The sequence below is a fragment of the Pseudomonas idahonensis genome (genome assembly GCF_037903935.1).
Taxonomy (GTDB): Bacteria; Pseudomonadota; Gammaproteobacteria; order Pseudomonadales; family Pseudomonadaceae; genus Aquipseudomonas; species Aquipseudomonas danubii.
The window spans coordinates 4599226-4624984 of record NZ_CP149586.1; the positions used below are offsets into that span (position 1 = coordinate 4599226).

At 66.0% G+C, this 25759-nt stretch carries 16 protein-coding genes and 1 pseudogene; 7 read left to right on the forward strand and 10 right to left on the reverse strand.

Features of this window, described 5'->3' with window-relative positions; genetic code table 11:
- Window positions 1–173 precede the first annotated feature (173 nt).
- Together WIN67_RS20720 and WIN67_RS20725 are read left to right on the forward strand one after the other, a co-directional pair.
- The gene (locus WIN67_RS20720; protein ID WP_339069975.1) at window positions 174–8864 is read left to right on the forward strand and encodes a GH36-type glycosyl hydrolase domain-containing protein; all 8691 of its coding nucleotides are present in this window, start codon (window positions 174–176) and stop codon (window positions 8862–8864) included.
- A gap of 68 nt (window positions 8865–8932) precedes the next feature.
- Window positions 8933–9670: a Crp/Fnr family transcriptional regulator gene (locus WIN67_RS20725; RefSeq protein WP_102880162.1), complete on the forward strand. Its 738-nt coding sequence runs from the start codon at window positions 8933–8935 to the stop codon at window positions 9668–9670.
- Window positions 9671–9702: 32 nt separating this feature from the next.
- On the opposite strand, the gene WIN67_RS20730 is transcribed toward WIN67_RS20725, so the two are convergent.
- From WIN67_RS20730 to WIN67_RS20740, 3 genes are all read right to left on the reverse strand, one after another.
- Window positions 9703–10614 carry a universal stress protein gene (locus WIN67_RS20730; protein ID WP_102880161.1) on the reverse strand — a complete coding sequence of 304 codons (912 nt, stop codon included), beginning with the start codon at window positions 10612–10614 and terminating at the stop codon, window positions 9703–9705.
- Window positions 10615–10704: 90 nt separating this feature from the next.
- Window positions 10705–11778, reverse strand: a complete 1074-nt coding sequence (locus tag WIN67_RS20735; protein ID WP_053152835.1) for an NAD(P)-dependent alcohol dehydrogenase — start codon at window positions 11776–11778, stop codon at window positions 10705–10707.
- Between the two features lie 148 nt (window positions 11779–11926).
- Window positions 11927–13057 (reverse strand): MFS transporter, encoded by a 1131-nt coding sequence (locus WIN67_RS20740; RefSeq protein WP_339069976.1) that lies wholly within the window; start codon window positions 13055–13057, stop codon window positions 11927–11929.
- A 99-nt stretch (window positions 13058–13156) separates the two neighbouring features.
- On the opposite strand from WIN67_RS20740, the gene WIN67_RS20745 reads away from it, so the two are divergent.
- Entirely contained in the window at window positions 13157–13921 is a 765-nt protein-coding gene (locus tag WIN67_RS20745) for a helix-turn-helix transcriptional regulator (RefSeq protein ID WP_339069977.1), read from the forward strand.
- A gap of 24 nt (window positions 13922–13945) precedes the next feature.
- Here WIN67_RS20745 and WIN67_RS20750 read toward each other — a convergent pair.
- The 3 genes and pseudogenes from WIN67_RS20750 to WIN67_RS20760 all read right to left on the reverse strand — a co-directional run.
- Window positions 13946–14131 (reverse strand): annotated as a pseudogene (locus WIN67_RS20750) (cyclic nucleotide-binding domain-containing protein); the annotation flags it as partial.
- Window positions 14132–14251: 120 nt separating this feature from the next.
- Window positions 14252–14878 carry an isochorismate family cysteine hydrolase YcaC gene (ycaC, locus tag WIN67_RS20755; protein ID WP_102861744.1) on the reverse strand — a complete coding sequence of 209 codons (627 nt, stop codon included), beginning with the start codon at window positions 14876–14878 and terminating at the stop codon, window positions 14252–14254.
- Window positions 14879–15023: 145 nt separating this feature from the next.
- Window positions 15024–15899 carry a pirin family protein gene (locus tag WIN67_RS20760; RefSeq protein WP_339069978.1) on the reverse strand — a complete coding sequence of 292 codons (876 nt, stop codon included), beginning with the start codon at window positions 15897–15899 and terminating at the stop codon, window positions 15024–15026.
- A 97-nt stretch (window positions 15900–15996) separates the two neighbouring features.
- Between WIN67_RS20760 and WIN67_RS20765 the strand changes: the two genes are divergently transcribed.
- Window positions 15997–16905, forward strand: coding sequence for a LysR family transcriptional regulator (locus WIN67_RS20765; protein WP_102880157.1), 909 nt, complete (start codon window positions 15997–15999; stop codon window positions 16903–16905).
- A 92-nt stretch (window positions 16906–16997) separates the two neighbouring features.
- On the opposite strand, the gene WIN67_RS20770 is transcribed toward WIN67_RS20765, so the two are convergent.
- The 4 genes from WIN67_RS20770 to WIN67_RS20785 all read right to left on the reverse strand — a co-directional run bounded on the left by WIN67_RS20770 (window position 16998) and on the right by WIN67_RS20785 (window position 20799).
- Complete coding sequence (locus tag WIN67_RS20770) at window positions 16998–17450, reverse strand: response regulator (protein WP_306399334.1); 453 nt, start codon at window positions 17448–17450, stop codon at window positions 16998–17000.
- 336 nt (window positions 17451–17786) lie between these two features.
- Window positions 17787–18503: an MgtC/SapB family protein gene (locus WIN67_RS20775; RefSeq protein WP_339069979.1), complete on the reverse strand. Its 717-nt coding sequence runs from the start codon at window positions 18501–18503 to the stop codon at window positions 17787–17789.
- 278 nt (window positions 18504–18781) lie between these two features.
- Window positions 18782–20119: a lysine N(6)-hydroxylase/L-ornithine N(5)-oxygenase family protein gene (locus WIN67_RS20780; RefSeq protein ID WP_339069980.1), complete on the reverse strand. Its 1338-nt coding sequence runs from the start codon at window positions 20117–20119 to the stop codon at window positions 18782–18784.
- 197 nt (window positions 20120–20316) lie between these two features.
- Window positions 20317–20799, reverse strand: a complete 483-nt coding sequence (locus tag WIN67_RS20785) for a sigma-70 family RNA polymerase sigma factor (protein WP_102880153.1) — start codon at window positions 20797–20799, stop codon at window positions 20317–20319.
- A gap of 322 nt (window positions 20800–21121) precedes the next feature.
- Here WIN67_RS20785 and WIN67_RS20790 point away from each other — a divergent pair, with 322 nt between their 5' ends.
- From WIN67_RS20790 to WIN67_RS20800, 3 genes are read left to right on the forward strand one after another with little or no spacing between them, the layout of a single operon-like run.
- Window positions 21122–22294, forward strand: coding sequence for an efflux RND transporter periplasmic adaptor subunit (locus tag WIN67_RS20790; RefSeq protein WP_102880152.1), 1173 nt, complete (start codon window positions 21122–21124; stop codon window positions 22292–22294).
- A complete protein-coding gene (locus WIN67_RS20795) occupies window positions 22295–24268 on the forward strand; it encodes a MacB family efflux pump subunit (RefSeq protein ID WP_110653644.1) in 1974 nt (657 codons plus the stop codon).
- A 7-nt stretch (window positions 24269–24275) separates the two neighbouring features.
- Complete coding sequence (locus tag WIN67_RS20800; protein ID WP_213665702.1) at window positions 24276–25667, forward strand: efflux transporter outer membrane subunit; 1392 nt, start codon at window positions 24276–24278, stop codon at window positions 25665–25667.
- The last annotated feature ends 92 nt before the right edge of the window (window positions 25668–25759 follow it).

A 25759-nucleotide genomic window follows, 5' to 3' on the forward strand; every position in this document is an offset into this window, starting at 1 on the left:
CCGCCTATGTGCCCCAACGCACAGACACCCTCCCCCACGCCCGCCACCGTCAAGGTTGCAGCTTTTTGCCTGAAACGTTCGTCGCGACGGTGCATCGATTTGACCGCACGCCCCGCTCCCGGCCCTCCCTCGCACCCCGTGCCGAGGGACGGCTCTGTTATGCCAAGGAAAACATGGACAGTCATTGGACCCACACATTCCTGAGGTTCTGCCGTCTGCCCGCCGCCAGATACGGCCAATGGAAGGCCTCGCGCAACAGCGTCGAATACGAAGCGCCGCTGCGCTCGGAATTGTTCAGCAGTGAACAGATGGCCAGCCACGGCACCCTGCTGGCGCACCAGCACCGCCTGAGCCAAAGCCGCAACCCCGACTGGCTGCTGGCACGCCTGTCGGACAACGCCAGCGCCCTGGCCAGTTGCTGCAAAAGCCTGACGGCCGCCACCGGCAGCTCGCCCCGGGCCACCCCCGCCGCCGAATGGCTGCTGGACAACTACTACCTGCTGGAAGAACAGATCCGCATCACCCGCACTCACCTGCCCCGGGGCTACAGTCGGCAATTGCCGCGCCTGGCCAACGGCCAGTCGGCGGGCCTGCCACGGGTCTACGACATCGCCCTGGAAACCATTTCCCACGGCGACGGCCGGGTCGACAGCGAAAGCCTGGGGCGTTTCGTCGACAGCTACCAAAGCGTCACCCCGCTCAAGCTCGGCGAGCTGTGGGCCATTCCCATCATGCTGCGCCTGGCCTTGATCGAGAACCTGCGGCGCGTGGCCTTCCGGGTCATGGCCAACTGGAGCGAGCGCAATCTGGCCAACGACTGGGCCGACCGCCTGATGGAAACCGCCGAGCAGGACGCCAAGAGCGTGGTGCTGGCGGTGGCCGACATGGCCCGCTCGGCACCGCCCATGAGTGCCGCCTTCGTCGCTGAACTGGCGCGGCGCCTGCAGGGCCAGAACGCCGCCCTGGTGCTGCCCCTGGCCTGGATCGAGCAACTGCTGGGGGAAACCGGGCTGAACATCGAACGCCTGGTGCAGCTCGACGCCCAACAGCAAGCCGCCGATCAGGTGTCCATCAGCAACAGCATTTCCAGCCTGCGCCTGCTCTCGGCCAGCAACTGGCGCGAGTTCGTCGAACTGATGAGCCGGGTCGAACAGGTGCTCCAGGACGACCCGGCCAAGGTCTACAGGCGCATGGATTTCGCCACCCGCGACCATTACCGGCATGTGCTCGAACGCCTGACCCGCCACTGCCCCCTGAATGAAGACCAGGTGGCCCGCCAGTGCATCGAACTGGCCCGGGCCCACTACCGCGCCGAGGCCCCGGAAGCCGTGGCCGGCCATGTCGGGCATTACCTGATCGGCGCCGGACGCCGCACCCTGGAACAACAGATCGGCGCCCGAGTGCCCCTGGCCGAACGCGGCCGGCGCCTGCTGACCCAGGCGCCCCTGGGCTTTTTCCTGGGGCCGGTGATGCTGCTCTCGGCGCTGTTCGCCTGGCCGTTTCTCGATGCCCTGTATCAGGAAGCCAGCCCCGGCCATTACTGGCTGGCACTGTGGGCGGTGCCGGCGTTGCTGCTGGCCAGCCGCCTGGCCATCGGCCTGATCAACGGCCTGGTGACCCTGACCGTGGCCCCGGGCATTCTGCCGCGCCTGGACTACAGCGAAGGCATTGCGCCCCGGGCCCGGACCCTGGTGGCGGTGCCCTGCCTGTTCGGCAACGCGGCGGATGTCGAAGAGCTGGTGGAAGGCCTGGAAGTGCGCTTTCTGGCCAACCGCGATGCCCAGCTGTACTTCGCCCTGCTCAGCGACTTTCTCGACGCCCCGAGCGAAACCCAGGACGGCGACACCGCCCTGCTGGCACTGGCCCGACAAGGCATTGAGGCGCTGAACCTGAAGTACCCCGAAGAGGCGGTGGATCGCTTCTACCTGCTGCACCGGCCACGGCTGTGGAACGCCGCCGAACATTGCTGGATGGGCCACGAGCGCAAACGCGGCAAGCTCGAAGACCTCAACGCCCTGCTGCGCGGCCGGGGCCAGGAACGCTTCTCGCTGATCGTCGGCGATATCCAGGCCCTGCCCGAGATCACCTACGTCATCACCCTGGACAGCGACACCCAACTGCCCCGGGACGTGGCCCAGCAATGCGTGGGCGCCATGGACCACCCGCTGAACCGCCCACAGACCGACCCGCTCAGCGGGCGCATCGTCAGCGGCTACGGGATTCTCCAGCCGCGGGTCGGCATCAGCCTGTCGAGCACCGCGCGCAGCGCCTATTCCCGACTGTTCGCCAGCGATGCCGGGATCGATCCCTATACCCGCGCGGTGTCGGACGTCTATCAGGACCTGTTCCAGGAAGGCTCCTTCGTCGGCAAGGGCATCTATGCCCTGGACACCTTCGAGCAGACCCTGGGCGGGCGCTTTGCCGACAACCGGATTCTCAGCCACGACCTGATCGAGGGCTGCTACGCCCGTTCCGGGCTGCTCAGTGATGTGCAGCTGTTCGAGGAATACCCAGCGCGCTACAGCGCCGACGTCAAGCGCCGCCAGCGCTGGATTCGCGGCGACTGGCAACTGCTGCCCTGGCTCCTGCCCTGGTCGCCCAAGGCCGCCGGCGGCCTGGAAAGCAATCGCCTGAGCCCGCTGGCACGCTGGAAAATCCTCGACAACCTGCGTCGCAGCCTCGAACCCCTGGCCTTGCTGAGCATGCTGCTGTGGGGCTGGCTGGGCTCCACCCAGCCCCTGGCCTGGACCCTGGCGGTGCTGATTGTGCTGCTGGTGCTACCCCTGTCCGCCGCCTTGCGCGAGCTGGTGCACAACACCCCGGAAGTGCCGTTGCTGCAACAACTGAACGCCGCCCTGGGCAGCGCCGGCCAGCACCTGTCCCGGGCCCTGTTGCCCCTGGCCTGGCTGCCCTATGAGGTCGCCTACAGCCTGGACGCCATGGCCCGCGCGTTGTGGCGCATGGGCATCAGCAAAGCTCATCGCCTGCAGTGGCAACCGTCCCGGGAAGCCGAGCGCGGCCCGGATGACAACCTGCTGCAGCTGTACCGGCGGATGTGGATCGGCCCGTTGCTGGCCCTGCTGCTGACAGGGCTGCTGTGGCCGCGGCCGCAACTGCTGATGGCCGCGCCCTTGCTCCTGGCCTGGCTGGCCGGCCCGGCCCTGGCCTGGTGGCTCAGCCGCCCGGCAAGCCAGGTGGCGTTCGAGCCTTCCAGCGGCCAACGGCGTTTCCTGCAGAGCCTGGCCCGCCGCACCTGGGGCTTTTTCGACCAGTACGTCGGCCCCGATGACAACTGGCTGGCCCCGGACAATCTGCAGGAACAGCCCCAGCAGCGCATCGCCCATCGCACCTCGCCGACCAACCTCGGGTTGGCCCTGCTGGCCCATCTGGCGGCCCACGACTTCGGCTACCTGAGCAGCCGCCGGCTGATGCAACGCCTGGAGCAGATGCTGGCCAGCATGGGCCGGCTGGAACGCTATCGCGGGCACTTCTACAACTGGTACGACACCCAGAGCCTGCAACCCTTGCCGCCGCGCTATGTGTCCACCGTGGACAGCGGCAACCTGGTGGGCATGCTGCTGACCCTGCGCCCCGGCCTGCAAGCCCTGGTGGACAGTCCTCCGGCGCTGCTGCAGATCGCCAACGGCCTGCTGGACAGCCTCGATGTGTTCCAGGACGCCCTCACGGCGGCCGGCCAGGACACCGCCCCAGTGCTGCGCTGGCGCCTGGAAACCCGCGCCGTGCATGAGCACCTGAGCCTGCATGCCGATGTGGCTCCGGATGCCTTGCTCGGGCTGCTGCAACGGATTGCCGACAGCGTCGAGCAGGCGCAGACCGGCACAACGGACGATGTGGACTTCTGGCGCCAGGCACTGGCCGCGCAATGCCGTGACCTGCATGACGAACTGCAATGGCGCTGCCTGCCGCCCATGGCCGATGGCCGCCGCTTCGGCACCCTGAGCTGGCGCCAGTTGGCCCAGTTGGACGCCGGGTATTGGTTGCCGATGCACCACGAGCGGATCGCCGCCGTGCGCGAGCTGGCCCTAGAGCGCATCAGTTGCCTCAGTCGATTGCTGGAAGCGGTAGCCAGCATGGCGCAGATGGACTTCGGCTTTCTCTACGACACCCGTCGTCACTTGCTGGTGATCGGCTACAACGCCGATGAACACCGCCTGGATGCCGGTTACTACGACCTCTTGGCCTCGGAAGTGCGCCTGACCCACTTTGTCGCCATCGCCCAGGGACAGTTGCCCCAGGAAAGCTGGTTCGCCCTGGGCCGCCTGCTCACCAGCAGCGCCGGCACCCCGGTGCTGCTGTCCTGGACCGGTTCGATGTTCGAATACCTGATGCCGATGCTGGTAATGCCCAGCTACCAGGGCACCCTGCTGGACCAGACCTGCCGCGCCGCGGTGGCCCTGCAGATCGAGCACGGCCAGCAACTGGGCCTGCCTTGGGGCGTGTCCGAGTCGGGCTACAACACCCTCGACAGTCAGTTCAACTACCAGTACCGGGCGTTCGGCGTGCCGGGCCTGGGGCTCAAGCGTGGCCTCGGTGCGGAACGAGTGGTGGCGCCCTACGCCAGTGTCCTGGCGCTGATGGTGGCGCCCCAGGCCGCCTGCCAGAACCTGCAGCGCCTGGCACAGCTGGGGCTGGGTGGACGCTTCGGCCTCTATGAAGCCGTGGACTACACCGAGTCGCGCCTGCCCCGGGGCCAGGACCATGCCGTGGTGCGGTCGTTCATGGCTCACCACCAGGGCATGAGCCTGCTGGCCCTGGCCTGGTTGCTGCTGGATCAACCCATGCAACGGCGCTTCGAATCCGATCCGCAGTTCCAGGCCATCGCCCTGCTGCTGCAGGAACGGGTGCCGAAAACCGCCGCCCAGTACCTGCACGCCGCCGGTGCTCCGGAAGCCGACGAAGCGGCCCGGGCCCATGAAAACAAACTGCGGGTATTCGCCGACCCGGACCGCAAGCGCCCGGCCGTGCAACTGCTGTCCAACGGTCACTACCACCTGATGCTCAGCAGTGCCGGTGGCGGCTACAGCCGCTGCAACGAACTGGCAGTGACCCGCTGGCACGAAGACCCGACCCGCGATCACTGGGGGCAGTTCTGCTACCTGCGGGACGTGGCCAGCGGCGACTTCTGGTCCGCGGCCTACCAGCCAACCCGCCACCGCCCAGAGCATTTCGAGGCGATCTTCACCGATGCCCGGGCCGAATTCCGCGTGCGTGAACGGGACTTCGACAGCCACCTGGAAATCGTCGTGTCCCCCGAGGACCCCATCGAACTGCGCCGCCTGCACCTGTGCAACCGGGCCCGGGGGCGCCGCAGCATCGAGCTCACCAGCTACGCCGAGGTGGTCCTGGCCCCGGCCCAGAGCGATGCGGCCCACCCGGCCTTCAGCAACCTGTTCATCGAAACCGAACTGCTGCCCAGCCTGCAGGCCATCGTCTGCAGCCGCCGGCCACGGGCCCAGGAGCAGCCAGTGCCGTGGCTGTGCCACCTGCTGGCGGCCCACGGCGTGGACATCGACGCCATCTCCTATGAAACCGACCGCGCACGCTTTATCGGCCGCGGCCGGGATCTGGCCGCGCCCCAGGCCCTGGACCCGCAGGTCGAACGGCTCTCGGGGAGCGATGGACCGGTGCTCGACCCGATCGTGGCGATCCGCTGCCGGATCACCCTCGACCCCGGCCAGAGCGCCACCATCGACCTGGTGACCGGGGTCGCCGAGAGCCGCGAACACTGCCTGCAACTGATCCACAAATACCGTGACCGGCACCTGGCGGACCGGGTCTTCGACCTGGCCTGGACCCACAGCCAGGTGCTGTTGCGCCAGCTCAACGCCTCGCTGGCCGAAGCCCGGCTGTTCCAGCAGATGGCCGCCTCGCTGCTCTACGCCAACGCCAGCCTGCGGGCCGACAGCAGCCTGCTGCTGGCCAACCGCCGCAGCCAGTCCGGGCTCTGGGGCCAGGGCATTTCCGGCGACCTGCCGATCGTCCTTTTGCAAGTGGGTGACCTGGCCAACATCACCCTGGTGCAGCAACTGATCAAGGCCCACGCCTACTGGCGGCAGAAAGGCCTGGCGGTGGACCTGGTGATCTGGAACGAGGATCAGGTCGGCTACCGCCAGCAGCTCCAGGACCTGATCATGGGCCTGGTGACCTCCGGCAGCGAAGCCAGCCTGATCGACCGTCCCGGGGGCATCTTCGTGCGTCCGGCCCAGCAACTGTCGGGCGAAGACCGCGTGTTGATGCTGGCGGTGGCGCGCCTGGTGATCAGCGACAGCCGCGGCAGCCTCGCCGAGCAGGTCCACCGGCGCCGCGCCGATCCGTCGCTGCCGCGCCTGGAAGCGCCCCTGGTGCGCCTGCCACAAATGGCCAGCAGTGCCCCGCCAGCCCCGCTGCCGGAACTGATCCTGGAAACGCCCTACGGCGGCTTCAGCAACGACGGCCGCGAATACCTGATCACCCTCAATCCCGGGCAACCGACCCCGGCGCCCTGGGCCAACGTGCTCGCCAACCCGCTGTTCGGCACGGTGATCTCGGAAAGCGGCGGCGCCTACAGCTGGCGCGAAAACGCCCACGAGTACCGCCTCAGCCCCTGGCACGACGACCCGGTCAGCGACCCCAGCGGCGAAGCCCTGTACCTGCGTGACGAAGACAGCGGCCAGGTCTGGTCACCCACTCCCCAGCCCTGCCCCGGCAACGGCAGCTATCGCACCCGCCATGGCTTCGGCTACAGCGTGTTCGAGCATGAGGAGAACGGCATCCACAGCGAGCTGACGATCTATGTGGCGCTGCAGGCGCCGATCAAGTTCTCGCGGTTGAAGATCCGCAACCGCAGCGGCCGGCCACGGCGCCTCACAGTGACCTGCTACGTGGAATGGGTGCTGGGGGAATTGCGCGGCCGCTCGGCCATGCATGTGGTCACTGAAAGCGATCCGGTCAGTGGCGCCCTGTTCGCCCGCAACCCCTACAACATGGAGTTTTCCGGGCATGTGGCGTTTCTCGACACCGACTCGGCGGTACGCAGTTTCACCGGCGACCGCAGCGAGTTCATTGGCCGCAACGGCAGTCTCGCGGCGCCGGCCGCGTTGACTCGGGGGCGTCTGTCCGGGCGTTCCGGCGCCGGTTTCGATCCGTGCGCGGCGATGCAGGTGGCGCTGGAGCTGGCGGACGGCCAGAGCCAGGAAGTGCTGTTCCGCCTGGGGGCCGAGGTGGATGCCAAGGCCGCAACCCGGCGGGTCCTGCAGTACCGCGGCACGCAGATGGCGCAGAGCGAACTGGCCGCCGTGCACCAGCACTGGCAGCAGAGTCTGGGCACACTGCAAGTGCATACCCCGGACCCGGCCGTCGATGTCATGGCCAACGGCTGGCTGATGTACCAGACCATCGCCTGCCGCTTCTGGGCTCGCAGCGGTTTCTACCAGTCCGGTGGCGCCATCGGTTTTCGCGACCAGTTGCAGGACAGCATGGCAATGATCCACACCGAGCCGGCCCTGGCCCGCGAGCACCTGCTGCTGTGCGCCGCCCACCAGTACCCCGAGGGCGACGTCCAGCACTGGTGGCACCCGCCGCAGAATCGCGGGGTGCGCACCGGCTGTTCCGATGACTTCCTCTGGCTGCCCCTGGCCACCAGCCGCTACGTGCAGATCACCGGCGACCGCAGTGTGCTGGAGGTTGAAGTGGGTTACCTGGAAGGTCGCCAGCTCAATCCCGGGGAAGAGTCCTACTACGACCTGCCCCAGGCCTCCGGGCTGCGGGAAAGCCTCTATCGCCACTGCCAACGGGCCATCGAGCACGGCAGCCGGCGCGGCGTCCACGGCTTGCCGCTGATGGGCACCGGGGATTGGAATGACGGCATGAACCGGGTCGGCGAGCGGGGCCTGGGGGAAAGCGTGTGGCTGGGGTTCTTCAGCCACGAGGTGCTGCAGCGGTTCGCCGTCACCGCCGAACAGCACGACGACCCGGCCTTCGCCCGGACCTGTCGCGAGCAGGCCCTGGCCTTGCGCGCCGCCCTCGACAGCCAGGCCTGGGACGGACAGTGGTATCGCCGGGCCTGGTTCGACGACGGCCAGATCCTGGGCTCCGCCGACAACCAGGAATGCCGCATCGACTCCATCGCCCAGAGCTGGTCGGTGCTTTCCGCTGCCGCCAGTGACGTCCGCCAGCATCAGGCCATGGAGTCCCTGGACCGGCATCTGGTGCGCCGCGACAGCGGCGTGGTGCTGCTGCTGGACCCGCCGTTCGCCCACAGCCCCCTGGACCCGGGCTACATCAAGGGCTATGTGCCCGGGGTGCGGGAGAACGGCGGCCAATACACCCACGCGGCGATCTGGGCCAGCATGGCCTTCGCCCGCCTGGGGGACAGCGCCCGGGCCTGGGAGCTGCTGCACATGATCAACCCGGTGAGCCGACGCAGCGCCGAGCAGGTGGCCACCTACCGAGTCGAGCCCTATGTGATGGCCGCCGACGTCTATGGCGTGGCGCCCCACACCGGACGCGGCGGCTGGAGCTGGTACACCGGCTCGGCGGGCTGGATGTACCGACTGATCGTCGAGTCGTTGCTGGGGCTGCGCCGCGAAGGCGAGCAGCTGTACATCGAACCGGTGATCCCGGCCCACTGGCCGGGCTACAGCCTGGACTACCGGTTTGGCGCGACGGTCTACCACATCGAGGTGCAGCAGACTCCAGGCGCCAGCCTCAGCCTGAGCCTGGACGGCCGCCCCCTGCCGGGGCTGGCCATCCCGCTGCTGGACGACGGCACCACGCGCCGGGTGTTGCTCACCTGGCCTGTCAGTGTCCCACCGTCGCAGACCGGGCATTCCCCGACAGCGGCCATCACCGAGTCGGCGCCATGACAGACACCGGGCAACGCCCTGGACTACCCTGAGTGAGCGCTGACGCCTTGCCATCCGGTGGTTCTGAGATGTTCGACAACCTTGGGCTCGGGCCCAATCACTTGCTCAACGCACTGCCGGCCGAGGTGCAGGAGCGCCTGCTGCCCCACCTCAAGCCGGTGCCCCTGGCCCTGGGCCAGGTGCTCTACGAGTCCGGGGATATCCCGCGCCACGTGTATTTCCCCACGGACGCGGTGGTGTCGCTGCTGTACCTGATGGAGAACGGCGCCTCGGCGGAAATCGCCGTGGTGGGCAACGAAGGGCTGGTGGGCGTGTCCCTGGTCATGGGCGGCGAGAGCACCACCAGCCGGGCCATCGTGCAAAGCGCCGGGCATGCCTTGCGCCTGCCCGGGCAGCGCCTCAAGGACGAGTTCAACCGCCACGGCGAGATGCTCCTGCTGATGCTGCGCTACACCCAGTCGCTGATCACCCAGATGGCCCAGACCGCGGTGTGCAACCGCCACCACTCCATCGACCAGCAACTGTGCCGCTGGCTGCTGCTGTCCCTGGACCGCCTGCCGGGCAACCAACTGGTAATGACCCAGGAGTTGATCGCCAACATGCTCGGGGTGCGCCGTGAAGGGGTCACCGAGGCCGCCGGCAAACTGCAGCGCCAGGGCATCATCGAGTACAGCCGGGGACGCATCAACGTCCTCGACCGGCCGCGCCTGGAACAGCACAGCTGCGAGTGCTACGCGGTGGTGCGCAAGGAGACCGCGCGGCTGCTGCCGTACCTGCCGGGCAGCCAGCGCGACGAGCCGGGCTGAGGCTCGCCGCTGGCGGGGTCAGAGCGGGGATTTCAGTTCGGGCTCAGCGCCTTCACCGCCAGGATGCTGCCCGGCATCGAGTACAGGGCACGCTCGGTGGTGCTGCCGATCAGCCGGCCAAAACCGGTGCGGTGCACGGTGCCCATGACCACCACGTCCACCAGGTACTCGTCGACGAACTGGGCGATGCCCGGCACCGGCGGCCCCATGATGAAATGGCGAAACTCCTGGGGCACGTTGTGTTCATCGCCCAGGCGCTCGAACTCCTTGTGCAGGGAATCGCGCAACTCGTCCAGGCAGTTGACGCTCCAGGCGGTGGACGCCACCGGCGCGACGCCGTCGAGCATCGGCATCAGGTCGTAGGCATACAGCAGGTGCAATTGCGCATCGCATTGCAGGGCCAGGGCGTTGGCGGTCTGGATGATCAGGCCGTTGAGGCCGCTGATCTGGGTGTCGGACTGGGCCGGGTCGACGGCGGCGACGATGCGCCGGGGCAGTTTGTGCGGGGCGTCGTTGACCAGGTGCACCGGCACCGGGGCTTCACGCAGCAGGTGGCAATCCAGGGGGGTGACGAAAACCCGCTTGAGGGCCGATTCCAGGGTCACGTCCTTGATCAGCAGGTCAGGCTGGAATTCGTTGATGTAGGCCAGCATGTCCTTGAGCACCTGGGTGCTCCAGATCACCTGGGTGGTGACTTCCACCCCCTGCTCGCGCATCCATTCGGCTTCCACCTGCAGCCAGCGCTCATGGCGTTGCAGGTAGGCCTGGCGTTCACTTTCTTCCAGGTGCTCTTCCCACAGGTAGGTACGCGCCGGCGGTTCGACGAACACCAGGGCATGCAAGGCCGCTCCGCTGGCCTTGGCCAGGGCGGCAGCGCGGCGCGCCGCGGGAGACTGATGCTGTTGGGGATCGGCAATCAGCAACAGACGCTGGTACTGGCTCATGGTTGACCTCCTTGGACGTTGATGGGCCTGAGTGTCGAGGCAGACGGCCCCGGGCGCCTTGATATGCATCAAGGCCACCCGGTGCTCGGATCATGGCGTGATGGCAATCTTCATTACGCCGTCGCGCTGGCTGGCGAACAGTTCGTAGGCGGCTTCGATGTCATCGAGCTTGAAGCGGTGAGTGACCAGGGGCTTGAGGTCCACCTGGCCACTGGCGACCACCTCCATCAAGCGGCGCATGCGCTCCTTGCCGCCGGGGCACAGGGTACTGAGGATGCTCAGGTCGCCGAGGCCGGCGGCGTAGGCATCCAGCGGGATGCGCAGGTCGGAGGAATAGACCCCCAGGCTCGACAGCTTGCCGCCCGGGCGCAGCACCCGCAGCGCCGACTCGAAGGTGCCCTGGGTGCCCAGGGCCTCGATCGACACATCGACCCCGCGGCCGTCGGTGAGGTCCATGATCTGCTTGACCACGTCGCCCTGCTTGAAGTCCACCACATGGGTCGCTCCCAACCCGCGCGCCACGCTCATGCGCGCGGCCACGGTGTCGACGCCGATGATGGTGGTGGCGCCCTTGAGCCGGGCCCCGGCCACCGCGCACAGGCCGATGGGCCCCAGGGCAAACACCGCGACGCTGTCGCCGATATTGACTTCGGCGCGCTCGGCGCCGGAGAAGCCGGTGGACATGATGTCCGGGCACATCAGTACTTCTTCGTCACTCAGACCGTCGGGAATCGGGCACAGGTTGGCCAGGGCGTCCGGCACTCGCACGTACTCGGCCTGGCAGCCGTCGATGGTGTTGCCGAACTTCCAGCCGCCCGTGGCGCGAAAGCCATGGCGGGTGTCAGGCCCATCCTGGGAGCCGCAGCCACAGAGGCAGGCGTAGCTCTGGCCGCTGGGGGTGATGGCCCCGGCGATCACCCGCTGGCCCTCATGGAAACCGCGGACCTGGGAGCCCAGGCGCTCGATCACGCCCACCGGTTCGTGGCCGATGGTCAGGCCCTTGGCCACCGGGTATTCGCCGCGCAGGATGTGCACGTCGGTGCCGCAGATCGTCGTGGTGGTGATGCGCACCAGGGCGTCCAGCGGACCGATTTCGGGGATGTCCTTGTCTTCCAGGACGATGCGGTTCTTTTCCACGAATACCGCAGCTTTCATCTTGGCCATGTTGCCGATCTCCATTTCCGGGAAGGGGCTGCGCCGTTGCACAGATCTGCCAACAGGCTGCGCGGATGCGCCGGGCAACGGCTTGATCATGGTCAAACAATGGACCCTTCAGGGACGGTGCGGCGACCGCGTGTCGCAAACCCGGCTTTCATGTGCGGCGGCGTGCACCCAGGCACAGCAATAGAGCCACCGCGCCGCACAGGCAAAGGCGCGGGCCCAGGGCCTGCCCCCAACCCACCAGCAGCAGGCCGGCGCCGATCAGCAGGTAATAGAACAAGCCGAACCAGGCTCCGGCGCTGCCCAGCCGGTCGCTGTAGGCCGCCAGGGCCGAGCCGAGAATGTTCGGGATCGCCAGGCCAAAGCCCAGCACCACCCCGAGCATCGGCAGCACCAACCACAGGCTGTGCTGCAAGGCCAAGACCCCGCCACCTCCGGCCAACACCGCCAGGGCTGCCAATACCAGTAGCCGCTCGCTGCACCAGCCCCGGCCCAACAGCCGGCGATTGAGCCAGGCGCCCAGGCCGGAGCCCAGGGCCAGCAACGCGCCGCTGTAACCGAACCATTGCGCGCCTTGCCCCAGGCTACGGAACACAAAGGGCCCGAGGCTGTAATAGCTGAGCAAGGCCAGGTTGAACACCGCCACCAGCAGCGCCGAGCGCCAGATCGCGGGGTCCCGCAGCATCTGCCACAAGGTGCCGGCCAGGGGCGCCAGAGGCTGCGCAGGCGGACGGGTTTCCGGCAAGGCCCGGGCGCACCAGCCGAACAACGCCAGGGCCAGCAACAGCAACCCCGTCAGTGCGCCCTGATAGCCAAAAGCGCGGCTCAGGGCCGCTCCCGCGAACAGGCCGATAGCGGGACTGGCCGCCAGCACCATGCCCATCAGCGAGAACACTCGGATCAGTTCGCGACCCTGGAACAGGTCCCGCAGCAGGGTCTGGGTCACCACCGAACCGGCAGCCACGCCCAGGGCCGCCAGGCCCTGGCACAGCAACAGCTGGGCAAAGCTGCGGGCCTGCAACTCCAGGACCAGCGCCAGGGCATACAGCGCCAGCCCGCCAAGCAAGGCCGGGCGCCGCCCCCAGCGATCGCTCAGGCGTCCCCAGAGCACCACCCCCGGCGCGAACCCCAGGATAAACACCGACAGGCTCTGGGCCGCCTGCTGCGCCGGGACGCCAAAGGCCCGACCGATATCGGTCAGGGCCGGGCTGAAGAGGGTCTGGGCGATCTGCGGGAACATCAGCAGGGCCATGGCCAGGGGCAACAGGGAACGGGGATTCATCAGGTGGGTGCTCGGCAAAAAAACATGCCGGCGATTCTAGGCAGGCGCGGCTGGCGTATTATCGCAATCCGGCCAATAAACAGTGGAAATCGGACAAAGATGGCATGGCTCGATCCCCAGGCACGCTTCGACCCGGACCCCTTCAGCGCACCGGTGATCGGCGTTGCCGCCACCCTCGGCGATCATGACTCCGGCCTGCACCGGCACCGTCGCGGGCAACTGCTGTACACCCGCAAGGGCTGCACCCGGATCACCCTCGCCGACCGCCTGTGCCTGCTGCCCCCCTCGCGGGCGGCCTGGATTCCCGGTGGGGTGCAGCACCGGGCGCAGATGCAACAGAGCGTGGATTACCGCTCGCTGTATTTCAGTGTCGAACTCAGTCCGCGCCTGCCGGCGGACGTGGCGGTGATCGATGTCAGTCCCCTGCTGCGCGCCGTGCTGGAACCCATGGCCCTGGCGGCGTTCGATTGCGACTGGAGCCAGGGCCGCTACCCACACCTGCTGGGCCTGTGCCTGGAGGAAATCGGCGCTGCGCTGCACCAGCCGCTGTCCTTGCCGCTGCCCCGGGACAAGCGCCTGCAGCCGCTGCTGGAAGACCTGCAGCACCTGCCACCGGAGCTAAAGGTGCTGGCCACCCGGGTCGGCGCCAGCAGCCGCACCATCGGCCGCATCTTTCAGCGCGAGACCGGCCTGGGTTACCAGCAATGGCGTCAGCAATGGCGGCTGATGCGCGCCATCGAGTTGCTGGCCACCGGCCGCAGCATCGGCTACACGGCCTTCGAACTGGGCTTTGCCAGTGACAGCATCTTTATCGCCTTCTTCAAGGCCATGACCGGCACCACGCCCCGGGCCTACTTCAAATGAGAAACCGCGCCTTCAGACCTGGGGGCTGCAGAAGGTCTTCGCCGAGAACTGCGCGATCGTGGCCCTCTCGGCCACCGCGCCCGCTTCGCCAATCACTTCACCCGGGCTCATGGGCCCGGCTTCGAAGGGCTGGCCGTCACGCTGCATGGTCACCGACACCACGCCGGACTCGATGATGAACAGGTGATCGCTGGCCGCCCCTGCCGCCAGCCGATCTGCAAACCGATGGCCGCCAGGTGCAACGGCACATCGTCCGGCCAGGGCGCCGTCTGCATGGGGCTCAGGCCATGCCACGCAACAGCGGGCGCGATGCCCGCCGCTGCCGGGGCTTTACTGGCCTTGGGTCAGGGTGTTGTAGCTGGTCATCAGGTTGCGGTAGTCGGGGATATGGTTGGAAAACAGAGTGCCCAGGCCTTCGACATCGTTGCGCCAGTCGCGATGCAGCTCGCAGGCCAGGCCAAACCAGGTCATCAATTGCGCGCCAGCGTTGGACATGCGGTTCCAGGCCGAGTCGCGGGTCAGTGCATTGAAGGTGCCGGAGGCATCGGTGACCACAAAGACTTCAAAGCCTTCTTCCAGGGCCGAGAGTGCCGGGAACGCCACGCAGACTTCGGTGACCACCCCGGCAATGATCAGTTGCTTCTTACCGGTGGCCTTGATCGCCTTGACGAAGTCTTCGTTGTCCCAGGCGTTGATCTGGCCGGGACGGGCAATGTACGGCGCGTCGGGAAACAGCGCCTTGAGCTCCGGCACCAGCGGGCCGTTGGGGCCGGTTTCGAAACTGGTGGTGAGGATGGTCGGCAGCTTGAAGTACTTGGCCAGGTCGGCCAGGGCCAGCACGTTGTTCTTGAAGCGATCAGGCTCGATATCGCGGACCAGCGACAGCAGGCCGGCCTGGTGATCAACCAGCAGAACAGCGGCATTTTCCTTGTCGAGACGTTTGTAGGCGTTAGTCATGGTAAGCCCTCGTTAATGATCGATGCCGGGTAACCCGGCTGGGGTTAAACCCATGGCCGCGCCTGCTGCGTGAGGGCGGACATTGGGGGGTAGCGCGCGACTCGCAGAGCCTAGTCGGCCAAGCGCGCCGCGCCAGCGCTGCCGGTCAGTGACCGGTAGCGTCCATCTGGCCGAAGCGTCCCGATTGAAAATCGACAAAGGCCTGATGAATCTCCTCTTCGCTGTTCATCACGAACGGGCCGTGACCGACGATGGGTTCGTCGATGGGCTCGCCGCTGAGCAACAGCACAATCGCGTCGCTGTCGGCTTGCAGGCTGATCAGGTCGCCCCCGCGCTCCAACAGTGCCAACTGTCCTTGCGCGACCCGCTCCTGGCCATTGACCTGCACCGTGCCACGCAGCACCACCAAAGCGGTGTTGCGCCCCGGGTGCAGGGGCAGCTCCAGGTGTTTGCCGGCCAGCAGGCGCATGTCCCAGACGTCAATGGGGGTGAAGGTCCGCGCCGGGCCGCGCTGGCCGGCGAACTCACCAGCGATCAGGCGCAGGCTGCCGGCATGGCCGGGCAGCGGGAGCTGCGCAATATCCGCCGCGACGATGGTCTGGTAACCGGGGGCTGCGAGCTTGTCCTTCGCCGGCAGGTTGACCCACAGTTGGACCATTTCCAGATTGCCGCCACGCCGGGCGAAATCGGCGGAGTGGAACTCCTCGTGGAGAATCCCCGAAGCGGCGGTCATCCACTGCACGTCGCCCGGACCGATCTTGCCGCCGCTGCCGGTGGAATCACGGTGTTCCACTTCGCCGTCGTAGACGATGGTCACTGTCTCGAAGCCGCGATGGGGATGTTCACCGACCCCACGGCGGGTGCTGGTGGGGCTGAACTGGGCGGGGCCGGCGTGATCCAGCAGCAGGAACGGGCTGATGTGCTGACCCAGGTTGTCGTAGGAAAACAGGGTGCGGACCGGGAAGCCGTCACCGACCCAATGAGGCCGGGGGCTGGTGTAGATGCCGATGATGTTTTTCATGTCGTCCTCCAGAACTATCTGATGGACACACCTTAAAACTCACACCTTTGCCGCGCTAGACTGCAAAAATCGCCCTTAGCGTTCTATTTGGAGAACGATCTTGGAAGACCTGAACACCCTCTACTACTTCACCCAAGTGGTGGAGCACCGAGGATTCGCCGCCGCCGGGCGCGCCCTGGACATGCCCAAGTCCAAGCTCAGCCGACGGATTGCCCAGCTGGAGGAGCGCCTCGGCGTGCGCCTGATCCAGCGCACCAGCCGCCACTGTTCGCTGACCGAGATCGGCCAGGAGTATTACCAGCGCTGCCTGGCCATGCGGGTGGAAGCCGAGGGCGCGGCGGAAGTCATCGAACGCAATCGCTCCGAACCTCAAGGCCTGGTGCGCGTGGCCTGCCCCACGGCCCTGCTCAATTCCTGGGTCGGGCCGATGCTTACCCGCTTCATGCTCAAGTACCCCTTGGTCGAGCTGTTCATCGAAAGCACCAACCGCCGGGTCGACCTGATCCACGAGGGCTTCGACATTGCCCTGCGAGTGCGCTTCCCGCCCCTGGAAAACACCGATCTGGTGATGAAGGTACTGGGCAACAGCACCCAGAGCCTGGTGGGCCATCCGGACTTTCTCCAGCGCCTGTCGAGCCCGGCCACACCGGCAGATCTCAGTGGCCTGCCGAGCCTGCACTGGGGAGCGGCGCAACGCGAATACCAATGGCAGTTGCTGGGGCCCGACGGCGCCGAAGCCTTGATCCGCCATCGGCCGCGGATGGTCACCGACGACTTGCTGGCCCTGCGCCATGCGGTGCTGGCGGGCGTCGGCATCGCCCATCTGCCCAAGGTGGTGGTCCGCGAGGACCTGGACGCCGGGCGCCTGCTGGAACTGGTGCCCGGCTGGGCGCCGCGCTGCGGGATCGTCCACGCCATCTTCCCGTCACGCCGCGGCCTGCTGCCTTCGGTACGCAGCCTGATCGACTTTCTCGGCGAGGAGTTCAGCCATAGCGACATGGCCTGAACCCGGCCTCGCCTGCTCAGCGACGCCTTGCCCGAAGCGCAACGTAAAACGGCATCCCCTGGGGATGCCGTTTTGCATAGAGCGCGGTTCAATCAATTGGCACTGGCGCGCCAGCCGCCGTGCTGCAATTCCGGCAGCCACTGAATGCCTGATCTGGCGCCCCTGAACACTGGGGGATCGATCTGCAGCATCAAGCGGCGGATCGCCTCGCTGTCGGGCAACTGGGCGCGGCTGGCCTGGATCCGGTGCCGCAGGCTGCTGGGGATGGGTGGAAAGCGCTGGCTGTCATAGATCAAGGCGTGACCGAGCTGAGGGTTGTCCAGGCAGAAGTCCAGCAGATCGAAACCGCTGTGGATGGCCAGGCTGCCGTTGATGATCAGCAGGTCGAACGGATCGCAGGCGTACTCCACCAGCGAAAGCAGCTCCTCCAGCGTGTGCACGGGGGCAATGCGGTAGTAACTCAGTTGATTCAAGGTTCGTTCGATCTGCATCCGATGAAAATGTTGATCATCGGCAATCAGTATGCGCAGCGCTCTATTGGACATTTCTGGATCCTGCTTTTGAGACTACGACCGGCGGCTGCCGGCCTTTCCTCCTAGGTCGCTAGAAGGCTAGGGAAGTGCCTGTAGGTTTTCTCTAGGATTAATCTGAAAACCACGCCCAGCATGCTCTTGCCGTAGTTTTTTCGGACAAGTCAGCTACTGCACAAGCACAACCGCTAGCTCTTTCTAAGTCGCTGACTACCTTAATCGCCGCCCGGTTTTTTTAGCAGAGGGGTAGGAGACTGAAAGGTCTTGTTGTTTTGTAAGGCTTTTCCCAGAACCCACCACAGGTCTCTGAGAACAGCAAAAGACAACAGGCCAGCCATCATCGAGCCCCTATCACTCGGTGGTGCTCGGGCTCCAGAATGCCTGCTGCACCAGGGCCGAAGTGGACAGCCGCGCCACCAGCGCATCCAGTTCTTCACCGTCCACCGAGGTGCTGGCCAGAGTCGCCTCGATTTCCACTTCAGCGTTGCCAAAAGCATGCACATCGACATCGCTGGCCGGGTAATTGCTGCGCGTCAGCTCGGCTTCCAGCAAGGCGAACACGGCCTTCTGGTTCGAACGCTGGGCAATGACGTAGACGATGTTGGTGACCTCGGCGGAGATCACGTCCAGTGGCTGGCGGTTGATGTTGTTGACGATGGGCCGCAACAGGGTATTGGCGGCCAGCACGAACAGGGTGCCCAGCAGGGCTTCAAGAACCAGATCGGCACCGGCACAGGCGCCCACCGCCGCCGAAGCCCAAAGGGTGGCGGCGGTGTTCAGCCCGCGGACGTTGCCCTCCTCGCGCATGATCACCCCGGCGCCGAGAAAGCCGATGCCCGACACCACGTAGGCCACCACCCGCACCGCGCCGTCGGCACCGCCCAGGCGGTTGGCCATGTCGACGAAAATCGCCGCGCCCACCGCCACCAGCACGTTGGTGCGCAAGCCCGCGGTGCGCTGCCGGTACTGGCGTTCAAAGCCGATCAGGCCACCAAGGATAAAAGCCGCGCTGAGGCTGACCAGGGTATCGATCAGCGAGTCCAGGTTGATGTTGTGCAGGGCCTGCATGGCGAAAATCCTCTTGGCGACTAGCGGCAAGCTACAAGCAGCAAGTTACAAGCAGTACGCCGCAAACCCGAAACTTGCCGCTGGCCACCACGACGCGGCAAGAGGAATCGAAAAATTCTCGAGCCAAGGTTCAGGAACGCCTTCGCCGGCAAGCCGGCTCCTGCAAAAAACACCCGGGATAACCCCGAACGGCAGGAGCCGGCTTGCCGGCGAAGAGCTCTGCAAGAATGCCTTGGCGCCCGTCCGCGCAGGCCACGCAAGAGCGGCCGTGGCGCCGGTCAGCTGGCGGTGGCCAGCAGCAGGTCGCGGACCGAGCGACTGTGACCGCGGGTCTTGCCATGTTCGTACAGCGAATCGGCGATCTCCTGGGCACGAATCGGCAGCACCGACAGCAAGGTGTCGCTCAGGCCATGGCTGGCCTGGCTGAAGCCCTGCATGTAGATACCGGCCTTGCAGCGTTCGTCAGTGATCACCCGATAGTTGCGGTCCACTTCGAAGTCGCCCAGGTATTCCTGCAGAGGCGCCAGCAACTGCCGATGCATCTGGCGCTCATAACCGGTGGCCAGCACTACCGCGTCGTAGTTTTCAGTGGTGCAGGCGCCGGTGGCATTGTTGCGCAGCACCAACTCGATGCCTTGATCGGTAGCCACGGCTTTTTCCACCAGGGTCAGGGTGCGGAATGCGTGACGGGCGATCCCCGAGACTTTCTGGCGATAGAAGATCCCGTAGATGCGTTCGATCAGGTCGATGTCCACCACCGAATAGTTGGTGTTGTGGTACTCGTTGACCAGGCGCTCACGTTCACTGCTGGCTTGCTGGAACACCAGGTCGGTGAACTCGGGCGAGAACACTTCGTTGACAAAGGGACTGTCGTCGGCTGGCTTGAGTGCCGAGCCACGGATCATCATCTCCACCTGCACCGACGGGAAACTGTCATTCAGATCAATGAAGGCCTCCGCCGCACTCTGACCGCCACCAATGATGGCGATTTTCATCTTCTTGCCGGCGACACAAGGTTGTTCAGCCATGCGCTCCAGGTACTGAGAATGGTGGAACACCCGAGGGTCGCCCTTGAGCGCCTTGAAGGTCTCGGGAATCCGCGGTGTTCCACCGGCGCTGACCACCACCGAGCGAGTGCTGCGGATGAACTCTTCCCCCTGGGCATTGCGCGAGATGACCCGCAGCGCCTCGACGTGCTGGTTGTGCAGCAGCGGCTCGATGGCCAGAACCTCCTCGCCGTAGCGGCTCTGGTCCTTGAATTGAGCGGCGACCCAGCGCAGATAGTCGTTGAACTCCATGCGGCACGGATAAAAGGTCCCGAGGTTGATGAAGTCCACCAGGCGTCCATGGTGCTTGAGGTAGTTGACGAACGAGTAAGGGCTGGTGGGGTTGCGCAGGGTGACCAGATCCTTGAGGAAGGAAATCTGCAGTTCACTCTGGGTCACCAGGGTATTGCCGTGCCAGCGATAATCGGCCTGTTTGTCGAGAAACAGCACGTCCAGAGGACCCTGAACCTGGCCGCGCTCCTCCAGCGCAATGGCCAGCGCCAGGTTCGAGGGACCAAAACCGATACCAATCAAATCGTGAACGATGGCCGATGCCATTGCCTGTGTCATGTCCAGTGTCCTCTGGAGAAGCCCCTCAACGCGGGGAATTACGCCGGTGACCTGGCCGGCCCCTGAGGGCCAACAGGTCGTCTGTTGAGTAGGAACGAGGACGATGAAAAAAAATTTAACCCACTGCCCCGGCGGTCCGGCAAACAAAAGTCAGCCGCCACTACACCAGGCTCAGCGCCGCCAGCGTGCGCCGCTGGTCACTGAGCTTCCCACTGACGCAGGCGCACCCGGCAATGCTTCATGGCATTGACGATGTGTTTTTCCACCAGGCTGCGGGAAATGCCCAGATGCTCGGCAATCTGCACATGGGACAGACCTTCAAGCTTGCGCAGCAGAAAACTCTCGCGGCACAGCCGGGGCAGTTCCGCCAGGGCTCGCTGGAGCATCTCCAGGCGCTGCCCCTGATCCAGGCTCGCCTGCGGTGACGGACTGAAGCAGTGCTCTTGCTGGTCGAGTGCTTCCAGGGGTTCGGATTGACGCAGCTGGTTACGCCGATGGTCGTCGATCACCAGATTCAGCGCCGTGCGATAAAGGAAGGCCCGCGGCTGCTCGATGGGAGGAGCGCTGGGGCGCTCCAGCACCCGCACAAAGGCGTCATGGGCAACGTCCTCGGCGACCTGGCGGTTGCCAAGCCTGGCGTTGAGGAAGCCCATCAGCTCGCGGTAGTAACTTTCCAACATGACTCCCGACCCAGGTGGGTGATTTCTGTCCTTGAACAAGATCCGTGGCAAGTGGACTGATCCAGTCATTCAATGATGGCAGTTTAGGAGCGACGTAATTTATAGTAATTCTCATATAGATTTAAAGTACTGCTGCTGCGATACGCTGATATTTCGTGTTCAAGCAGCTGTAACCCCATGTGTCGGGAGTTAAATTCCCCCACGCGCTTCTCGTTTACCTGACAGCTCCCCGTATCTGCCGCCCCGACGGCAGCGCCCGGCCTTGCCTCATGAAGCAGCAACGGCTGGATGACGGGCCGATTTCCCCTGGCCGGAACCCTGCATGAAACGTCCCCGACATACCCGACGCGCCCTGCTTGCAGCACTCTGCTTGATTCCCGTTGTAGCCATCACTGCCTGGACCTTCATTCCCCCTGGACGCGATCAGTTCGCGACGGTGCAAGTCAGCCGTGGCGATATCGAAAGCAGCGTCACCGCCCTGGGCACCCTGCAGCCCCGACGCTATGTCGACGTCGGCGCCCAGGCCTCCGGGCAGATCCGCAAGATCCACGTCGAGGCCGGCGACACCGTCAAGGAAGGACAATTGCTGGTGGAGATCGACCCCGCCACCCAACAGGCCAAGCTCGACGCCAGCCGTTTCGCCATCGAGAACCTGCAGGCCCAGTTGCAGGAGCAGTACGCCCAGAACCAGCTGGCCCGGCAGAAATACCAGCGCCAGCAGAACCTGGCGGCCGGCGGCGCCACTCGCGAAGAGGACGTACAGACCGCACAGGCCGAACTCAAGGCCACCCAGGCACGCATCGACATGTACAAGGCGCAGATCCGCCAGGCCCAGGCCAGTTTGCGCAGCGACCAGGCGGAGCTGGGCTATACGCGCATCTACGCCCCCATGTCCGGCACCGTGGTGGCGGTGGATGCCCGCGAAGGCCAGACCCTCAACGCCCAGCAGCAGACGCCGCTGATCCTGCGCATCGCCAAACTCTCGCCCATGACCGTCTGGGCCGAAGTCTCGGAAGCCGATATCGGCCACGTCAAACCCGGCATGCAGGCCTACTTCACCACCCTGAGCGGTGGCAACCGGCGCTGGACCAGCACCGTGCGGCAGATCCTGCCCATTCCGCCCAAGCCGCTGAACGAAACCAGCCAGGGCAGCGGCAGCCCCACCAGCACCAGCAAGAGCGGCAGCGGCCGGGTGGTGCTCTACACCGTGCTGCTGGACGTGGACAACGCCGACAACGCGCTGATGGCGGAAATGACCACCCAGGTGTTTTTCGTCGCCAACCAGGCAAAAAATGTCCTCACCGCCCCCATCGCCGCCCTGCAGGGCAGTACTGAGCCGGACCTGCAGATTGCCCGGGTGGTGGCCAAGAACGGTTCGATCGACGAGCGCAAGGTCCGGGTCGGTATCAGTGACCGCCTGCGCATCCAGATCCTCGACGGCTTGAACGAAGGTGATCACCTGCTGATCGGCCCGGCCAACAGCAGCGAGGGTTGAATGCAGACTCCGCTGATCGACCTCAGAGACATCCGCAAATCCTATGGCGGTGGCGACAGCCCGCAAGTCGATGTCCTGCGCGGCATCGACCTGTCGATCCACGCTGGGGAATTCGTCGCCATCGTCGGCGCCTCGGGCTCCGGCAAGTCGACCCTGATGAACATCCTCGGCTGCCTGGACCGTCCGACGTCCGGCGAGTACCTGTTTGCCGGAGAGAACGTCGCCCAGCTCGACAGCGACGAACTGGCCTGGCTGCGCCGCGAAGCTTTTGGCTTCGTGTTCCAGGGCTACCACCTGATCCCCTCGGCCTCGGCCCAGGAAAACGTCGAGATGCCGGCCATCTACGCCGGCACCCCGACCGCCGAACGCCACGCCCGCGCCGCCGCCCTGCTGGAACGCCTGGGCCTGGCCAGTCGCAGCGGCAACCGCCCGCATCAACTGTCCGGCGGTCAGCAGCAACGGGTGTCCATCGCCCGCGCCCTGATGAACGGCGGCCACATCATCCTCGCCGACGAACCCACCGGCGCCCTGGACAGCCACAGCGGCGCCGAAGTCATGGCCCTGCTGGACGAACTGGCCAGCCAGGGCCACGTGGTGATCCTCATCACCCACGACCGTGAAGTGGCGGCCCGGGCCAAGCGCATCATCGAAATCCGCGACGGCGAAATCATCAGCGACACCGCCCACCACGACCCGTCGGTGCAACAGAGCGCCAACGCCAGCGCCCTGCAGGCAGTGGACCTGCGCCAGCGCCTGGCCGACGGCAGCGAAGCCACCGGCGCCTGGAAAGGCGAGCTGCTGGAAGCAGTGCAGGCCGCCTGGCGGGTGATGTGGATCAACCGCTTCCGCACCGCCCTGACCCTGCTGGGGATCGTCATCGGCGTCGCTTCGGTGGTGGTGATGCTGGCCGTGGGCGAAGGCAGCAAACGCCAGGTGATGGCACAGATGGGCGCCTTCGGCTCGAACATCCTTTACCTCAGCGGACACGCGCCCAACCCGCGCGCACCGCAAGGCGTCATCAGCCTCGACGACGTCGCCGCCGTGGCCACCCTGCCCCAGGTCAAGCGCATCATGCCGGTCAATGGATCGGAAGCCGTGGTGCGTTTCGGCAATGCCGATCACATGAGCTACGTAGGGGGCAACGACACCAACTTCCCGCACATTTTCAACTGGCCGGTGGTCGAAGGCAGCTACTTCACCGAGGCCGACGAACGAGCCGGCGCCGCGGTCGCGGTGATCGGCAAGAAGGTCCGGGAAAAACTGCTCAAGGACGTTGCCAACCCCATCGGCCAGTACATCCTGATCGAAAACGCCCCCTTCCAGGTGGTCGGCGTACTGATGGGCAAAGGCGCCAGCTCCGGCGACCAGGACAGCGACGATCGCATCGCCGTGCCCTACTCCGCCGCCAGCACCCGCCTGTTCGGCAGTCGCAATCCAGAGTACGTGGCCATCGCCGCGGCGGACGCCAGCAAGGTCAAGGAAGCCGAGCAAGCCATCGACCAACTGATGCTGCGCCTGCACAACGGCAAGCGCGACTATGAGCTGACCAACAACGCGGCGATGATCCAGGCCGAGGCCCGCACCCAGAACACCCTGTCCCTGATGCTCGGCGCCATTGCCGCGATCTCGCTGCTGGTGGGCGGTATCGGGGTGATGAACATCATGCTCATGACCGTGCGCGAACGCACCCGGGAGATCGGCATCCGCATGGCCACCGGCGCTCGCCAGCGCGACATCCTGCGCCAGTTCCTCACCGAAGCGGTGATGCTCTCGGTGGTCGGCGGCCTGACCGGCATCGCCCTGGCACTGCTGATCGGTGGCGTACTGATCCTCAGTGAAGTGGCGATCGCCTTCTCCCTGGTCGCCGTCCTCGGCGCCTTCGGCTGCGCCCTGGTCACCGGCGTCATCTTCGGCTTCATGCCGGCCCGCAAAGCTGCCCGGCTCGACCCGGTCACGGCCCTTACCAGTGAATGATCGATCGATGAAAACACCCCTGAGCCTTCTGGCCGCCTGCATCCTGCTGGCCGCCTGCAGCAGCCCCGCACCGCGCCCGGACAGCGGCCTGCACGCACCCGCCACCTGGCAAACAGCCACCCCCCCCGCCGCCCAGGCCGACAACCGGCAATGGTGGAGCCAGTTCGCCAGCCCGGACCTGGACCGCCTGATCGCCCAGGCCCGCGATGGCAGCTTCGACCTCGCCGCGGCCATGGCGCGGGTACGCCAGGCCCAGGCCAGCGCCGTGATCGCCGGCGCGCCACTGCTGCCCGAGCTCAAGGGCGGGCTCAACGCCAACCGGCAGAAACTGCTGCGCGGCAAGGGCTACAGCAAGTTGGACGCCACCAGCGACAACCAGGCCGTGGACTATTTCGACGCCAGCCTCAGCGCCAGCTACGAGATCGACTTCTGGGGCGGCCGCCACGCCGCCCGCGACAGCGCCCTGCTGGGGGTCAAGGCCAGCGAGTTCGACCGGGCCACCGTGGAACTGACCCTGCTCAGCGGCGTCGCCAACAGCTACACCCAGGCCCTGGCGCTGAGCGAACAAAGCCGGATCGCCCAGCTGAATCTGGACAACGCCCTGAACGTGCTCAAGCTGGTGCAGACCCGCTACGACTCGGGCTCGGCCACCGCCCTGGAACTGGCCCAGCAACGCAGCCTGGTCGCCGCCCAGCAACGCCAGTTGCCCCTGGCGCAGCAACAGGCCGAGGAAGCCCGGATCACCCTCGCCGCCCTGCTCGGGCAACCGGTGCAGGCGCTCAACCTGGGTCACCAGGACTTCGCCCAACTGCAATGGCCGAGCATCAATGCCGGCGTCCCCAGCGACCTGCTGACCCGGCGCCCGGACATTGCCAGTGCTGAGGCCAAACTGGCCGCAGCCCAGGCCGACGTCAAAGTGGCGCGGGCGGCCATGTTGCCCAGCGTGACCCTGAGCGCCAGCCTCGGCTCCGGTGCCAGCCACGCCCCGGATCTGCTGCGCAGTCCCTTCTACAACCTCGGCGCCGGGCTGGTGGCGCCGATCTTCAACGCCGGACGCCTGAGCGCCGAACGGGACAAAGCCACGGCCCGCCAAGAAGAACTGCTGGAAAGCTATCGGGGGGCGATCATCAATGGTTTTGCCGATGTGGAAAAAGCCCTCAACAGCATTCGCGGCCTGGACCAGCAACGCCAGTGGCAGAGCGAGGAGTTGAATCAGGCGCAACGGGCCTTCGAGATTGCCCAGAGCCGCTACCAGGCCGGCGCCGAAGACCTGCTGACCGTGCTGGAAACCCAGCGCACCCTGTACGCCGCCCAGGATCAGAACGTGCAACTGCGGCTGTCACGGCTGCAGTCGAGCATTGCCCTGTACAAGGCCCTGGGCGGCGGCTGGAATCAATGAATCACCAAAGTCTCGCATGGCCGGCGGTATCACCACTGGCCATCGTCGCAGCGACGGCCAGGGCGCTGATGACCTAGAATCGTCCGACCACC